General features: G+C 73.0%; 9 protein-coding genes. 5 read left to right on the top strand and 4 right to left on the bottom strand.

Annotated features, from left to right (window positions below; all coding sequences use genetic code 11):
- Positions 1–164: 164 nt before the first annotated feature.
- Positions 165–2,309, top strand: a complete 2,145-nt coding sequence (locus HW837_RS14745) for a SpoIIE family protein phosphatase (RefSeq protein WP_093790541.1) — start codon at positions 165–167, stop codon at positions 2,307–2,309.
- Positions 2,310–2,477: 168 nt separating this feature from the next.
- Here HW837_RS14745 and HW837_RS14750 read toward each other — a convergent pair whose 3' ends face one another.
- Positions 2,478–3,932: a S1 family peptidase gene (locus HW837_RS14750; RefSeq protein WP_196788879.1), complete on the bottom strand. Its 1,455-nt coding sequence runs from the start codon at positions 3,930–3,932 to the stop codon at positions 2,478–2,480.
- 719 nt (positions 3,933–4,651) lie between these two features.
- Here HW837_RS14750 and HW837_RS14755 point away from each other — a divergent pair.
- The 4 genes from HW837_RS14755 to HW837_RS14770 all read left to right on the top strand — a co-directional run bounded on the left by HW837_RS14755 (position 4,652) and on the right by HW837_RS14770 (position 10,875).
- Entirely contained in the window at positions 4,652–4,867 is a 216-nt protein-coding gene (locus tag HW837_RS14755; protein WP_033528587.1) for a hypothetical protein, read from the top strand.
- A 119-nt stretch (positions 4,868–4,986) separates the two neighbouring features.
- The gene (locus tag HW837_RS14760) at positions 4,987–5,793 is read left to right on the top strand and encodes an HlyD family efflux transporter periplasmic adaptor subunit (RefSeq protein WP_045560087.1); all 807 of its coding nucleotides are present in this window, start codon (positions 4,987–4,989) and stop codon (positions 5,791–5,793) included.
- A gap of 68 nt (positions 5,794–5,861) precedes the next feature.
- Entirely contained in the window at positions 5,862–8,027 is a 2,166-nt protein-coding gene (locus HW837_RS14765; protein WP_371271456.1) for an NHLP family bacteriocin export ABC transporter peptidase/permease/ATPase subunit, read from the top strand.
- 1 nt (position 8,028) lies between these two features.
- Entirely contained in the window at positions 8,029–10,875 is a 2,847-nt protein-coding gene (locus HW837_RS14770; RefSeq protein WP_093790540.1) for an NHLP bacteriocin export ABC transporter permease/ATPase subunit, read from the top strand.
- A gap of 33 nt (positions 10,876–10,908) precedes the next feature.
- On the opposite strand, the gene HW837_RS14775 is transcribed toward HW837_RS14770, so the two are convergent.
- Genes HW837_RS14775 through HW837_RS14785 form a run of 3 tightly spaced genes read right to left on the bottom strand, consistent with a single transcriptional unit; the run spans position 10,909 to position 14,225 of the window.
- The gene (locus tag HW837_RS14775; protein ID WP_045560084.1) at positions 10,909–11,403 is read right to left on the bottom strand and encodes a GNAT family N-acetyltransferase; all 495 of its coding nucleotides are present in this window, start codon (positions 11,401–11,403) and stop codon (positions 10,909–10,911) included.
- Positions 11,404–11,412: 9 nt separating this feature from the next.
- Positions 11,413–12,750, bottom strand: a complete 1,338-nt coding sequence (locus HW837_RS14780; protein ID WP_093790539.1) for an MDR family MFS transporter — start codon at positions 12,748–12,750, stop codon at positions 11,413–11,415.
- Complete coding sequence (locus HW837_RS14785; protein ID WP_237270213.1) at positions 12,747–14,225, bottom strand: ABC transporter permease subunit; 1,479 nt, start codon at positions 14,223–14,225, stop codon at positions 12,747–12,749. Before HW837_RS14785 ends, HW837_RS14780 begins: the two co-directional genes overlap by 4 nt.
- Positions 14,226–14,420 lie beyond the last annotated feature (195 nt).

Below are 14,420 nucleotides of genomic sequence, written 5' to 3' on the forward strand. Positions count from 1 at the left end.
CACGGCGCCCGTGCGCGATGCCGCGCATCAGTGCGGGGGCATGGCGTGGGCGAGAGGGGGTACGGCGGCGTCTCCGCGGGACGGCGTTCGCCGTGCGCGGGCGGGCCCCAGGGGGGAGCCTTGACCCTGGGGCTGTCGCACGGTCGTGCGAGGAGGTGGTCGGCATGTCCGACGTCCACGCGTCCGGAGCGCGGACGACCGTCGAGACGGCCCGCGCCGGCCATCCGCTGCTGTCGCTGGCGCTGGCCGCGATGATGGACGACGTCCAGGCCCACTCCGGCGCGGTGTACCTGCTGACGCCCGACGAGCCGGTGCTGGAGATGGCGGTCATGGCGGGGCTGCCGAGATCGTTCGCCGCGCCCTGGGAACGGGTCGGGCTGAACTCGCCGATCCCGGTCTCCGAGGCCGTGCGGGGGCGGCGGCTGGTGTGGGTCAACGGCGAGGAGCAGATGGCCCGCCGCTATCCCCGGATCGCCGTGGTCCTGCCCTACCCGTTCGCCCTGGCCGCGCTGCCGGTGGCGACCCGCGACACCGTCTACGGCGCGGTCTTCCTGACCTGGCCCGGCTCCCACCCGCCGGAGCTCAGCGAGCGCGAGCGGGACCAGCTGACCTCGGCCTGCGACCGGCTCGCGATGCGGCTCAGGCGCGCCGAGGAGGAGGGCCGGCCGGTGGTTCCGGAGCCGGACCTGTCGTCGCCGTCGACGACGGTCGCGGGGACGCTCGGCACGGTGGAGGCGGCGCGGATGGTGGCGCGGCTGCCGTACGGGATGTGCGCGCTCGATCTGCACGGGCGGATCTCCTTCGCCAACGCGGCCACGGCCGAACTGCTCGGCATCCCCGTGAGCGGCCTGCTGGGCACCCAGCTGTGGGTGTCCGTGCCGTGGCTCAACGATCCGGCGTACGAGGACCGCTACCGGGCGGCGCTGATGAGCCAGCAGGTGACCTCGTTCGTGGCGCTGAGACCGCCGAGCGACTGGCTGTCCTTCCGGCTTTACCCGGGGAGCAACGGGCTGAGTGTCCGGATCTCCCGGGCCCGCGCGGTCGCCGAGGCCGAGCACGCGGCGCGGGAGGAGGACGAGAAGCCTGGCCGTCTGGTGACCATCCACCATGTGCTGGCGCTGGCGAGCGCGCTCACCGAGGCGGTCGGGGTGCAGGACGTGGTGGAACTGGTCGCCGACGAGATCGCTCCGGCCATCGGCAGCCAGGCCCTGGTGATGCTCGGCTCACGCGCGGGGCGCCTGCATGTGCTCGGGCACCGCGGCTACCCCGACCCGCACGTCGTGGAACGCTTCGACGGGATGCCGCTGACCGCGGCGATGCCCGGGGCGCACGCCCTGGCCACCGGGGTGCCCGCGTTCTTCGAGTCCCGCCAGCAACTGGAGCACCTCTACCCGCTGCGGCAGGACACCCCGGACGGGCTGGGCGCCTGGGCGTACATCCCGCTGATCGCCTCGGGGCGGCCGGTGGGCACCTGGGTGCTCGGGTACGCGGAACCGCATGCGTTCCCGGCCGACGAGCGCGCGGTGCTGACCAGCCTGAGCGGCCTCATCGCGCAGGCGCTGGAGCGGGCGCTGCTGTACGACGCCAAGCACCAGGTGGCGCACGGGCTGCAGAAGGCGCTGCTGCCGCACTCGCTGCCCTCGATCCCCGGCATCGAGTCCGCCTCGCGCTATCTGCCCGCCACCCGCGGCATGGACATCGGCGGCGACTTCTTCGACCTGGTCCTCTCGCACGGGAGGGCCTCGGCCGTCATCGGCGACGTGCAGGGGCACAACGTGACGGCGGCGGGGCTGATGGGGCAGATCCGTACGGCCGTACGCGCGTACACGACCGTCGGGCAGACGCCGGGGGAGGTGATGAGCAGCACCAACCGGCTGCTGATCGACCTGGGTTCGGAGCTGTTCGCCAGCTGTCTGTATCTGCGGCTGGACCCGGAGCACGGGACGGCCGTCATGGCGCGGGCCGGGCATCCGCCGCCGTTGCTGCGCCGGCCGGACGGGCATGTGCGGGTGCTGGACCTCGCGGGCGGCCCGCTGCTGGGCATCGACCCGGCGGCGACGTATCCGACGACGGAGGTGGCGCTGACGGAGGGGTCGGTGCTCGCCCTGTACACGGACGGGCTGATCGAGTCGCCGGGCGTGGACATCGAGGACGCGCTGGCGGATCTAGGGGAGCGGTTGTCTTCGGCCGGGGAGCGGCCGCTGGACGCGCTGGCCGACAGCCTGGTGAGGGAGACCGAGACGGCGGAGGAGCGGGCGGACGACGTGGCACTGCTGCTGCTCCGGGCCACGGGGCGCTCCGCGGGGTGACGCCGCGCCCGACGCGAAGCGGTCCGGCCCTCCCGCCGGAGGGCCGGACCGTTCCACCTGTCGGCCGGAACCGCTGTGGTGGGGCCGACAAGTGGGCCGTGGGACGACGGCCGGGGGCCAGTGGCCGCTGATCCCCGGGCCGTCGTCCACGTTCTCGATGGCGTTCGTCTACTGGTGGACGCCCTGCTCGTCGACACCCTGGTCGCCGACGCCCTGCTCCTGCTCCTGGCCCGCGTCACCCGCACCGGCCACAGCGCCCGCGTCACCCGCGTCGCCTTCCTCACCGGCTCCGGCGGCCGCGGCGCCCTCTTCCTCGCCCGCACCGGCCGCCGCGGCGCCCTCTTCCTCACCGGCGCCCGCGGCTGCGGCGCCCTCTTCACCGGCACCGGCCACGGCACCGCCGTCGGCCTCCTCGCCGGCTCCGGCGGCGGCGCCACCGTCGGCCTCTTCACCCGCACCGCCGGCGGCTTCCTCACCGGCGCCGGCGCCGGCGTCGCCGAGGGTGGCACCCGTGGCCGCGAGGGCCGTGGTGACCGGCTGGAAGAAGGTCTCGCCGCCCACGGTGCAGTCGCCGCTGCCGCCGGAGGTCAGGCCGATGGCCTGGCCGTCCTCGGTGAAGAGCGAGCCGCCGCTGTCGCCGGGCTCGGCGCAGACGTCGGTCTGGATGAGACCGGTGACCGTGCCCTCGGGGTAGTTCACCGTGGCTTCGAGGCCGGTGACCTGGCCGTCGGCGAGCCCGGTGGTGCTGCCCATGCGGAAGACCTGGAGACCGACCGCCGCCTCGCCGGCCGCGTTGATGTCGACCGTCTGGCCGTTGCCGAGGTCGACCGTGCTGGCCGCCTGGGTCGCCGGGTCGTTGTAGTCGACCAGGGCGAAGTCGCCGGCGCCCGGGAACGTGGCGGTCGCCGCGTCGACGGTGGCGATCGGCGCGCCGCCCTCCTCCTCGGACCACTCGGCCTCGGCGACACCGCAGTGACCGGCGGTCAGGAAGGCCGGGGCGCCCTCGGCGTTGACGACGTTGAAGCCGGCCGAACAGCGCGCGCCGCCGCCGAAGATGGCGTCGCCGCCCTCCAGGAAGGTCTTGAACGTGCCGGCGGACTTCTTGATGGTCGCCATGTCCGAGCCGAGCGACTTCACGGCCGACTCGATGGTGTCCCAGTTCTCGCCCGAGACCGTGGAGTCGGCGGTGACCTGGAGCTTGTTGGTGCGGGGGTCGATCGCCCAGGCGGTGCCCGGGACGGTGGCCTGCTCCTTCAGCGTGGCCGCGCCCTTCTGCAGCTCGGACCAGCTGTTCTCGACCTCACGGACCTCCGCGCCGGCCTCCTGGGCCTGGATGATCACGTTGTTGTCGTCGCCCTCGATCTGAAGGCCGTCGATGACGTTGATGATGAGGCGCTGCTCGCCCTTGTCGTAGTACGCGCCTGCGAACGCGTCACCGAGCAGGTCCTGCAGCTGGGAGGCGAGATCCGAGGCGTCACTCGCGGCGAGCGTCTTCGGGGCGGCGCCCTTCGCGTCCGTCTGGGACGCCATCGCGTTCGGCAGGATGAGGGCTGCCGCGCCGAGCGCCGCCACGCCGCCTGCGGCTATGAACGCCTTGCGCTTGGTGGCTCGTTTGTGACTCAACTCTTGACCTCCTGGGGACGGGGTCCGTACCGCCGTCCGGCGGGTGAACTGGGGGCGCCTGGTTGCCAGTTGGTACGGATGGTTCCGATGGGGTGTTCAACGCACCGCAAAAAGATTCCGATCTTCCATTTCGCAAAGTGCGCTACGCCCGTCGTTGGCCTGGCATTTCACGACTTCCCGACCGCGCGCCCCCGCGGGGTCCTGGGGGACCGGCCACCCGCGCCCTCGTCGGCACCCTCTTCGACACCCTCGGCTACCGCCCGGTAGCGGTCCGTCGACGCCGGTGATCGGGAAACCGGCTTCAGGGAATCTCCACACCGAATGCCCAGCGGGGTCACGGTCGGTGGGAGTTCTGCACAGGCCTCACGGAGGTGCCGCGTCTTTGCGGCGGGACTGTCCCATTCGTTTTCCGGGACGCAATCAAGCGCGTATGACGATGCCGCGATCCGTGTGAAGAGGTTGCCCCCAAGCCGTGCGCAAGCCTGCACCAATGAACCGTCATGGTCACCAAGTTCGCTGGTGAGAGGCCCTGTTGATTGGATGTGCGCGACGGCGATCTGCTTATATCCATCGCACCGCGGGGGCCGCCGAGCTCTCGGAGAGGGGAGCAGCCAGCTCTCCGGATCGAGAAGTGGGCACCCACGTGCGCGGCCGTCGTTCTGTCCCCAGAAGGGGGCCGCTCCCCCCTTGTGAAGCGCTATATGAAGGGAAGTTCCATCATGAACTCCACCCCCCAGGTTGAGACCGCCGAGATCTCGGACGCCGCCCTCGACGCCGTCTCCGGTGGCCTCTCGGTCAACGCCGTCGGCACCGTCACCGGCCTGGTGGACGGCATCGCCCCGGTCTCCGGCCTGGTCAACACGGCCGTCGGCACCGTCGAGGGTGTGACCGGCCTGAACACCGCCCCGGTCACGAGCCTGGTCGCCGGTCTCTGATCGAGTCATCACGCCGCTGAGTCCCGGAACCACCTGACAGGTTCCGGGACTCTCGGGGTGCCTGGGTCAAGTCCTCCCGTTCTTCTGTCGTCTCCTGTCACGCAGGTGAGGGAAGTCCCGTGCAGTTCCGCCAACAGGCCCTCGCCAAGCTCCAGTCACCGGAGGAACTCGACCTCCCGGTGCGCTTCGCCCGCCCCCAGGGCTGGCTGGTGCTGTCCGTGACGGTGATCGCGATGGCCGCCGCCTCCGTGTGGGCCGTCACGGGTTCCGTCGCCTCCACGGTCGGCGCGCCCGCCGTCCTCACCCACGGGCAGGGCAGTTACGTGCTCCAGAGCCCGGTCGCCGGCCAGGTCACCGCCGTCCTCGCGAAACAGGGCGAGCGGCTGCCCGCCAGGGCCCCCGTCCTCAAGGTCGCCACCGCCGACGGCGAGCAGGTCGTACGCTCCGTCGCGGCCGGCCGGGTCTCCGCGCTCGCCGCCACCATCGGCCAGATCATCCAGACCGGTGCGAACGTCGCGGCCGTCGAGAAGGTCGCCGACGCCGACGACCCGCTCTACGCGACGGTGTACGTCCCCGCCGAGAACGCGGCCTCGGTCCCGAAGGACGCCGAGGTGGACCTGACCGTGCAGTCGGCGCCCACCCAGCGGTACGGCGTGCTGCGCGGCCATGTGAAGAAGGTGGACCGCACCGCGCAGACCCCGCAGTCCATCGGCGCGTTCCTCGGTGACACCCAGCTGGGCGAGCAGTTCACCAAGAAGGGCCGGCCGGTGGCCGTCACCGTACGGCTGGACCGCGAGGCGTCGACCGAGTCGGGCTACCGGTGGTCCTCGCAGGACGGGCCGCCGTTCGAGCTGACCTCCATGACCATGGCCACGGCGTCGATCCGGCTGGCCGACGAGCGCCCGATCGATTGGCTCCTTCCGTGACCGCCTCCGAGGACACCGCCCGGCCGCCCGCGCGCGGCAGACGCAAGGCGGCCCCGCCGAAGCGCCCGGTGCCCAAGGGCAGGCAGCGGACGGTCCGCACACCGACCGTCCTCCAGATGGAGGCCGTGGAGTGCGGCGCCGCGTCCCTCGCCATGGTCCTCGGCCACTACGGGCGGCACGTCCCGCTGGAGGAACTCCGTATCGCCTGCGGTGTCTCCCGGGACGGCTCGCGCGCCAGCAACCTGCTGAAGGCGGCCCGCGGTTACGGCCTGACCGCCAAGGGCATGCAGATGGACGTGGCCGCCCTCGCCGAGGTGAAGGCACCGGCCGTCCTGTTCTGGGAGTTCAACCACTACGTCGTCTACGACGGCATGGGCCGCCGCCTCGGCCGGCGCGGCGTCCATATCAACGACCCGGGCAAGGGCCGCCGGTTCGTGCCCATGGAGGACTTCGACGCAAGCTTCACCGGTGTCGTCCTCGTCATGGAACCGGGCGACGACTTCGAGAGGGGTGGACGCAGGCCCGGTGTGCTCGGCGCCATGCCCGCCCGGATGCGCGGCACCTCCGGCACCCTGCCCGCCGCCGTCCTCGCCAGCCTCCTCCTGGTGGCGGTCGGCGCGGCCGTCCCCGCGCTGAGCCGCACCTATATCGACATGTTCCTGATCGGCGGCCAGACCTCCCTGCTGGGTGTGCTGTTCGCGTCGATGGGCGCGTGCGTGCTGCTGACGGTCCTGCTGACCTGGCTGCAACAGGCCAACCTGCTGCGGGGCCGGCTGATCTCCTCCACTCTCTCCAGCGCCCGCTTCCTGCGGCACCTCCTGCGCCTGCCCGTCACCTTCTTCTCCCAGCGCAGCCCCGCCGACCTCGTCCAGCGGCTCCAGTCCAACGACGCGGTCGCCGAGACCCTGGCCCGGGATCTCGCGGCGGCCGGTGTGGACGCGGTCGTGGTCGTCCTCTACGCCGTGCTCCTCTACACGTACGACCCGCAGCTGACCTTCGTCGGCGTCGCGGTGGCGCTGCTGAACGTGGTGGCGATGCGGGTGGTGATCCGGCTGCGTGCGACCCGTACGGCGAAGCTGCGCGCGGACAACGCGCGGCTCACCAACACGGCGTACACCGGGCTCCAGCTGATCGAGACGATGAAGGCGACCGGCGGCGAGGAAGGCTACTTCCGCAAGTGGGCCGGGCAGCACGCCACCACGCTGGAGGAGCAGCAGCGGCTCGGGGTGCCCAGCGCCTGGCTCGGGGTCGTCGCCCCGACCCTGGCCACGCTCAACAGCGCGCTCATCCTGTGGATCGGCGGCATGCGGGCGGTCGAGGGTCATATATCCGTGGGTCTGCTGGTCGCGTTCCAGGCGCTGGTCACCCGGTTCACGGCGCCCCTCACCCGCCTGAACGGGGTGGCGGGCCGGATCCAGGACTTCGCCGCCGACGTGGCCCGGCTGAAGGACGTGGAGAACTTCCAGGCCGACCCGTTGTACGCCCGTCCGGACGCGGCCGAGTCCACCCGCCGGCTGAACGGCCACGTCGAGCTGGAGAACATCACCTTCGGCTACAGCCCCCTCGACAAGCCCCTGCTCACCGGCTTCGACCTCACCGTGGGCCCCGGCCGGCAGGTGGCGCTGGTCGGCGGCTCCGGCAGCGGCAAATCGACGGTGTCCAGGCTGATCTCGGGCCTGTACACCCCGTGGGAGGGCGTGATCCGCATCGACGGCCGGCGCCTGGAGGACATCCCCCGGGGGGCTCTGGCCGCCTCCGTCTCCTTCGTCGACCAGGAGGTGTTCCTCTTCGAGGGCACCGTCCGCGACAACGTGGCCCTGTGGGACCCCTCGATCCCGGACGAGGCCGTGGTCGAGGCGCTGCGGGACGCGGCCCTGTACGACGTGGTGACGCGGCGCCCGGGCGGCATCCACAGCAGGGTCGAGCAGGACGGCCGCAACTTCTCCGGCGGGCAGCGCCAACGTCTGGAGATCGCACGGGCGTTGGTGCGCAGGCCCAGCGTCCTCGTCCTCGACGAGGTGACCAGCGCGCTCGACGCGGAGACCGAGCTGACCGTCATGGACAACCTGCGCAAGCGCGGCTGCGCCTGTGTGGTGATCGCCCACCGGCTCTCCACGGTCCGCGACAGCGACGAGATCGTCGTCCTGCACCACGGCACGATCGTGGAGCGTGGCCGGCACGAGGAACTGGTGGCACACGGCGGCGCGTACGCCCAGCTGGTCAGGGAGCGATGAGATGACTGGCGTGCACGAGGAGCAGAGCGGTCAGGGCGGCTACGAGGGCGACCTCGTCCTCGGTGCGCTCGCCGCGATGGGCACCCCCCTCGACTGCTCCGGCCACACCCGGCTGGACCTCGAAGGCCCGCAGACGCTGTGGCTGGTGGCCTCCGGCGCCCTGGACCTGTTCGCGGTCGACGCCGTCCAGCAGGGCCACTGGCACCATCTGGGCCGCCTCGAAGCGGGTGCGCTGCTGCTCGGCCCGGTCGCCGGACCGCAGCACACGCTGGTGGCCCGCCCGCTGCGCGACTGCGTGGTCCGGCGCATCGGGCTGCGGGAGCTGTACCAGCAGGGGGGCACCGAGACCTGGTCGTACGACGAGTGGGGCAACCCGCAGCTCGTGCCCCCGCAGACGAGCCCCCTCGAATACGCCCTCGCCCTGGGCGTCGGCCGGGGCCTGTCCATCCTCTTCCAGGCGCCGATGGCCACCGAGCAGGCCGCCGCGCCCACCGACGACGACGTGTTCTGGATGCGGGTGCCGCCCGGCAGCGTCCAGTACGGCTCGCTGTACGGCGCCCAGGCGGCGGCCGATCTGCTGATGGACCCGGGGGTCTGGCAGAGCATGGTCGACCAGCAGTACCGGCTGCTGGCCACGCTGGACCGCTGGATCGAACAGCTGGAGCGCACCCACGAGGACCGGACGGCCGCCGGGATCAAGGCCGGTGAGGCGGTGCGCGCCCAGGCCGACCGCACCCTGCTCGCCTCCATCGGCAAGTCGTCCGCGAACCGGCGTACGACGGCGGCAGACGCGGACGCCACGTACGCGGCCTGTGGGCTCGTCGCCCGGGCCGCGGGGATCTCGCTCTCCGAGCCGGCGCAGAGCGGAACCGAGAGCGACCGGCTCGACCCGGTGGAGCGCATCGCGCTCGCCTCCCGGGTCCGCGTCCGCGCCGTACGCCTCACCGGGAGCTGGTGGCGGGAGAACGTCGGCCCGCTGGTCGGGCACCGGGCGCTGTCGGGTGCGCCGGTGGCGCTGCTGTGGCGGCGCGGCGGCTATGTGGCCGTCCAGCCGTCGTCCGGCCGGGAGACCCCGATCGAGAAGGCGAACGCGGCCGAGTTCGAGCCGCGTGCCGTGATGTTCTACCGCCCGCTGCCCGAACGGGTGCCGAGCCCGCTGCGCCTGATGCGGTTCAGTCTCCACGGGACGAGCGGTGACATGACGGGCCTGCTGCTCAGCGGGCTGGTGACCGTCGTGCTGGGCTCGCTCGTGCCCATCGCGACGGGCAGGATCCTCGGCGAGTACGTGCCGAAGGCCCAGGAGGACCTGATCGTGCAGGTCTGTCTGGCGATCATGCTGGCGAGCGTGGTGTCGGCGGCGTTCCTGTTGCTGCAGAACATGACGATCCTCCGGCTGGAGGGCCGTATCGAGGCCACGCTGCAACCGGCGGTCTGGGACCGGCTGCTGCGGCTCCCGACGAAGTTCTTCACCTCGCGGTCCACGGGTGAACTGGCCAGTGCCGCCATGGGCATCAGCGCGATCCGCCGCACGCTGGCGGGCGTAGGCCCGGTGGTCGCCCAGTCGGTGACCGTCGGCGCGGTGAACCTCGCCCTGCTGCTCTGGTACAGCGTCCCGATGGCCCTGGCGGCGATCGCCATGCTGGTGGTCGTGGCGGCGGTGTTCCTGGGCCTCGGTCTGTGGCAGGTCCGCTGGCAGCGCCGGCTGGTGGTGCTGGGCAACAAGCTGAACAACCAGGCCTTCCAGACCCTGCGGGGGCTGCCGAAGCTCCGGGTCGCGGCCGCCGAGAACTACGCCTACGCGGCCTGGGCGGGCGAGTTCGCGCGCAGCCGGGAGCTCCAGCAGAAGGTCGGGGGCATCAAGAACCTCAACACGGTGCTGGGCGCGGTGTACCTCCCGCTGTGCACCCTGCTGATGTTCATGCTGCTGGCGGGCCCGGCCCGCGGTTCGATGTCGGCGGCCGAGTTCCTGACCTTCAACACCTCGGTGACGATGCTGCTGACGTCGGTCACCCAGCTGACGGGGGCGTTCGTGTCGGCGGTGGCCGTGCTGCCGCTGTTCGAGGAGATCAAGCCGGTGCTGGAGGCGACGCCGGAGGTCCGCACGGCGAGCACCCGGCCGGGCGTGCTGTCCGGCGCGCTGGAGGCCCGCCGTCTCTCCTTCCGCTACGCCGACGACGGTCCGCTGGTGCTGGACGACGTGTCCTTCGCCGTCGCGCCCGGGGAGTTCGTGGCGATCGTCGGCCCCAGCGGGTGCGGGAAGTCGACGCTGCTGCGCCTGCTCATCGGTTTCGACAAGCCGGTCTCCGGGAGCGTCCTGTACGACGGTCAGGACCTCGGCGCGCTGGACCAGGCCGCCGTACGCCGTCAGTGCGGGGTCGTGCTCCAGCACGCCCAGCCGTTCACCGGCTCGATCCTGGACGTCATCTGCGGCACCGAGCCGTTCACGCCGGAGGAGGCGATGGCGGCGGCCGCGATGGCGGGGCTGGCGGAGGACATCCAGCGCATGCCGATGGGTCTGCACACCATCGTCCAGGGCAACGGCGCGATCTCCGGCGGGCAGCGGCAACGCCTGATGATCGCGCAGGCGTTGATCCGCCGGCCCCGGATCCTCTTCTTCGACGAGGCGACGAGCGCCCTGGACAACGAGACCCAGCGCACGGTCATCGAGAGCACGCGGGCCCTGAACGCCACGCGGATCGTGATCGCCCACCGGCTGTCCACGGTGATGGACGCGGACCGGGTCGTGGTGATGGAGGACGGCAAGGTGGCGGAGGTCGGAGCGCCGGGCGAGCTGCTGGCGAACCCCATCGGGCGCCTGCATGAGCTGGTCCGCCGTCAGATGGCCTAGCCGGTCGCGCTCCCCCGCCGGTCTCGCGGCCGGTCAGAACGACAGGTCGCGCTCGTACCAGGTGCCCGTCTCACCGCTGAGGTGTTCCGGGCCGGCCGGACCGACGGGGACGAACCCGGCGTTGATCAGCACCTTCCGGGAGGCGGCGTTGTGGTGGGCCACGGCCGCCCGCAGGGTGCGCAGGCCGTACCGGGCCGCCGCCGACCGGCACAGTTCCCGCACGGCCGCGGTCGCCACGCCGTGACCGGCGACGTGCTGGGCCACTCGATAGCCGAGGTGCGCGCAGTGGTCCTCGATGTCGACCAGGTTGAACCTGCCGAGCACCGAGCCGTCCTCGGCGAGAAGCACGTGGAAGGCGCAGACACCGCTGTCCTGCTCGGCCAGCAGGGCGTCGTACCGGTCGGGGAACTCGTCGAAGAACGCGTCGCCGCGGTCGGGGATCGAGGCGGCGAACCAGGCACGGTTCGCCAGTTCGAAGTCCAGGACCGCCGGGGCGTGTTCGGCACGCAGTCGTCGCAACTCGGGCATCGGGCGACCCTAGTCGGAGGCTGCGCCGAGGGCACCTGATTTCTTCCGTACGGCAGGCACCGGCCCCGGGACGAGGAGGAGCGAGGCGACCGGCACGGCGGCGAGGGCCAGCCAGGGCACGGCGGCCGGCAGATCCGCGTCCATCAGGGCGCCCGCCGCCGCGCTGCCGACCAGCACGATCAGGCCGGACACGGACGACATCGCCCCGGTGTAGAGCCCGAGGCGCCCCTCGACGGCGAGATCGGGCACCCAGGCCCGGGCCGCGGGGGCCACCAGCATCTGGCCCAGGGTCAGGAGGACCACGAACCCGGCGGCGGGCAGCAGCCCCGCCGTGCCCGTCCACTCCGCGGGCCGCGCCAGGCCGACCACGCCGAATCCCGCGGCGATGAGAAGCAGTCCACCGGCCATGGACCGCCGCAGGTCGAGCCGTCCGGCCGCCCATCGCGTCACCGGCAGCTGCGCCGCCACGACCAGCAGCGAGGACAGCCCGAACAGCCAGGCCAGCGCCGCCTGCGACCCCGTGGCGCGCTCCACCTCGTCGGGCAGGAGCAGGTAGAGCTGGTTGTAGGCCAGCAGGTACGCGCCGTACGCGCAGGCCAGGGCCAGGAACCGCCGGTTGCGCAGCAGCCCGCCGAGGCCGCCGCGCACCGCGACCCGCTCACGCCCCGGTATGTGCTGCGGCAGCAGCCGGACGTGCCCGGCGAGGACGAGGACGAAGACCCCGGCGCCCGCGAGGCAGACCACCCGGTAGTCGACGGCCAGCAACAACGCGCCGATCAGCGGCCCGACGAACGCCCCTGCCTGCCCCGCCACCGTGAACAGCGCGAGCACGCTCGTCCGGGGACCGCCGCCGGACTCCTCCCACACCACCGCCTGCCGGGCCACCTCGGACTCGACGGCCGGGGAGAACAGCGCGGCGGCGAAACCGATCAGCAGGACGGAGGCGATGACCGACCAGTCCTCGTCCGCGTACCCGAGCCACGCGAACCCGGCGATCCGCAGCACGCACCCGGCCAGCACCACCGGCCGTACGCCGTACCGGTCGGCCAGTGCGCCGCCGACCACGAACAGCCCCTGCTGGCTGAAGGTGCGCAGTCCGAGCACGAAGCCGACCATCCAGCCGGCCATGCCGATCGCCGTCCCGAGGTGCTCGGCGAGGAACGGCAGTACCGCGAAGAAGCCGACGTTGAAGGCGAGTTGGGTGAGGATGAGCAACCGCAGAAGGGGGTTGAGCCTCGCCCACGTCCCACGCCGCGACACCTTGCCGGCCACGGCCGGCCTCCCGGTCCGCTCCTTCGTCGTCCGCCCCGTGGGGGGCGCGGTCCGGGGCTGTTCGGGCTCGGTCATCCGGTCTCTCCGGCGGTGGGGGCGGCGGCGGGCTTCGGTCGGTGTGGGGGCCCGGCGAGCGGGCGGTGCCACAGGCGCGGCACGCGTACTCCGCCCGCCGCCGTGACCGCGAGCGCGCCGAGGAGGGCGAGTGCGCCGGCGGGGGCGAGGACGGCCCAGGGGGCGCGTTCGGCGTAGGGCTGGTTCTCGGCGAGGAGGAGGCCCCACTCCGGGTCCGGGGGCTGCGCGCCGAGGCCGAGGAAGCCCAGGGAGGTCAGGGCGAGGGCCACCCCGGGCAGCCGCAGCAGGGCGTGCCGGGCGACGGGCGGCAGCACGGCGGGGAGCAGTTCACGGCGGAGCAGGTACGCGTCGCCGGCGCCCAGCCCCTTGGTGGCCGTGATGTGGGTCGTGGCCCGTTCCTGTGCGAGCAGGGCCGTGGTGTGCGCGGCCAGTGGCACCCAGGCGACGGCGGCCACGGCCAGCGCGGGGGTCGCCGCTCCGCCGCCGGCCACTCCGGCGACGAGGAGACCCGCGAGGACCGCGGGCACGGCGTTGACGGTGTCGACGAGGGGCCCGGAGAAGCGGGGCAGCAGCCCCAGCAGGACGCCCGTCAGCAGCGCGGCGGCGCTGATCGCGACGGCCAGGGCGAGGGTGGTGAAGGCGCCGTGCCCGATGCGGGCGAGGAGGTCGCGCCCGAGCGCGTCGGTGCCCAACGGGTGTGCCCAGGAAGGGGGTTGGAGCCGGGCTCCGGTGTCGAGGGCGAGCGGGTCGCGCATCAGGCCGAGCGCGACGACCGCCAGCAGGAGGCCGCCGTGCAGCAGGGGGGCGCGGCTGGGGGCCGGTGGCGTGGGCCGGTGCAGGGAGTGGAGCGCGCCGTCGCGCAGGGCGGGGCCGATGAGGCGGTGGGCGGCGAGGCGGGCGAGGGCGCCGGCGACGGCGGCCAGCAGGACGAGGGCGAGGGTGCCGGCCTGGAGGACGGGGAGGTCCTGGGCGACGGCGGCCTGGAGGGTGGTGCGGCCGAGGCCGGGTATGTCGAAGACCTGCTCGACGGTGACGGCGCCGCCGGTGAGGCCGACCACGAACAGGCCGAGGTTGGGCAGCAGTCCGGGTACGCAGCGGCGTACGGCGTGGCGGGCGGTGGCCCGCCCGGGTATGCCGCGTGCTGCGGTGGCCAGGGCCCACGGCTCGGCGAAGGCGCCGGGCAGCAGGTCGGCCAGCATCCGGCCGAGCAGCGCACCGGCGGGCAGACCGAGGGCGAGGGCGGGCAGCACCGTCCACCGCGGCCCGTACCAGCCGAGCGCGGGCAGCCAGCCGAGGTGGACCCCGACGACGACGGCGAGCACGGAGGCGGTGAGGAACTCGGGCAGCGCGGCGAGCATCGCGGCGGCGCTGCCGCCGCCCCGGTGGTCGTCGAGGCGGCGGTGCGCGCCGAGCCACAGGGTGCGGGCGCAGACCGCCGCGGCCGTGGCCGCCGCGACGAGAAGCGCGGCGGCCATCAGCAGCAGGGAGACGCCGAGGGCCTGGACGACGGACGGGGTGACCTCGGCGCCGGAGATCCACGACCGGCCCGCGTCACCGCGCGCGAGCCCGCCGAACCACTCCCCCAGGAGCCTCAAGGGGCCGGCGTCCAGGCCGAGTTCGTCGCGTACGGCCGCCAGGACCTCCGGCGTCGGGTCGCGTTCGGCGGAGCG

It is taken from the genome of Streptomyces caniscabiei (genome assembly GCF_014930365.1).
Classification (GTDB): domain Bacteria; phylum Actinomycetota; class Actinomycetes; order Streptomycetales; family Streptomycetaceae; genus Streptomyces; species Streptomyces caniscabiei.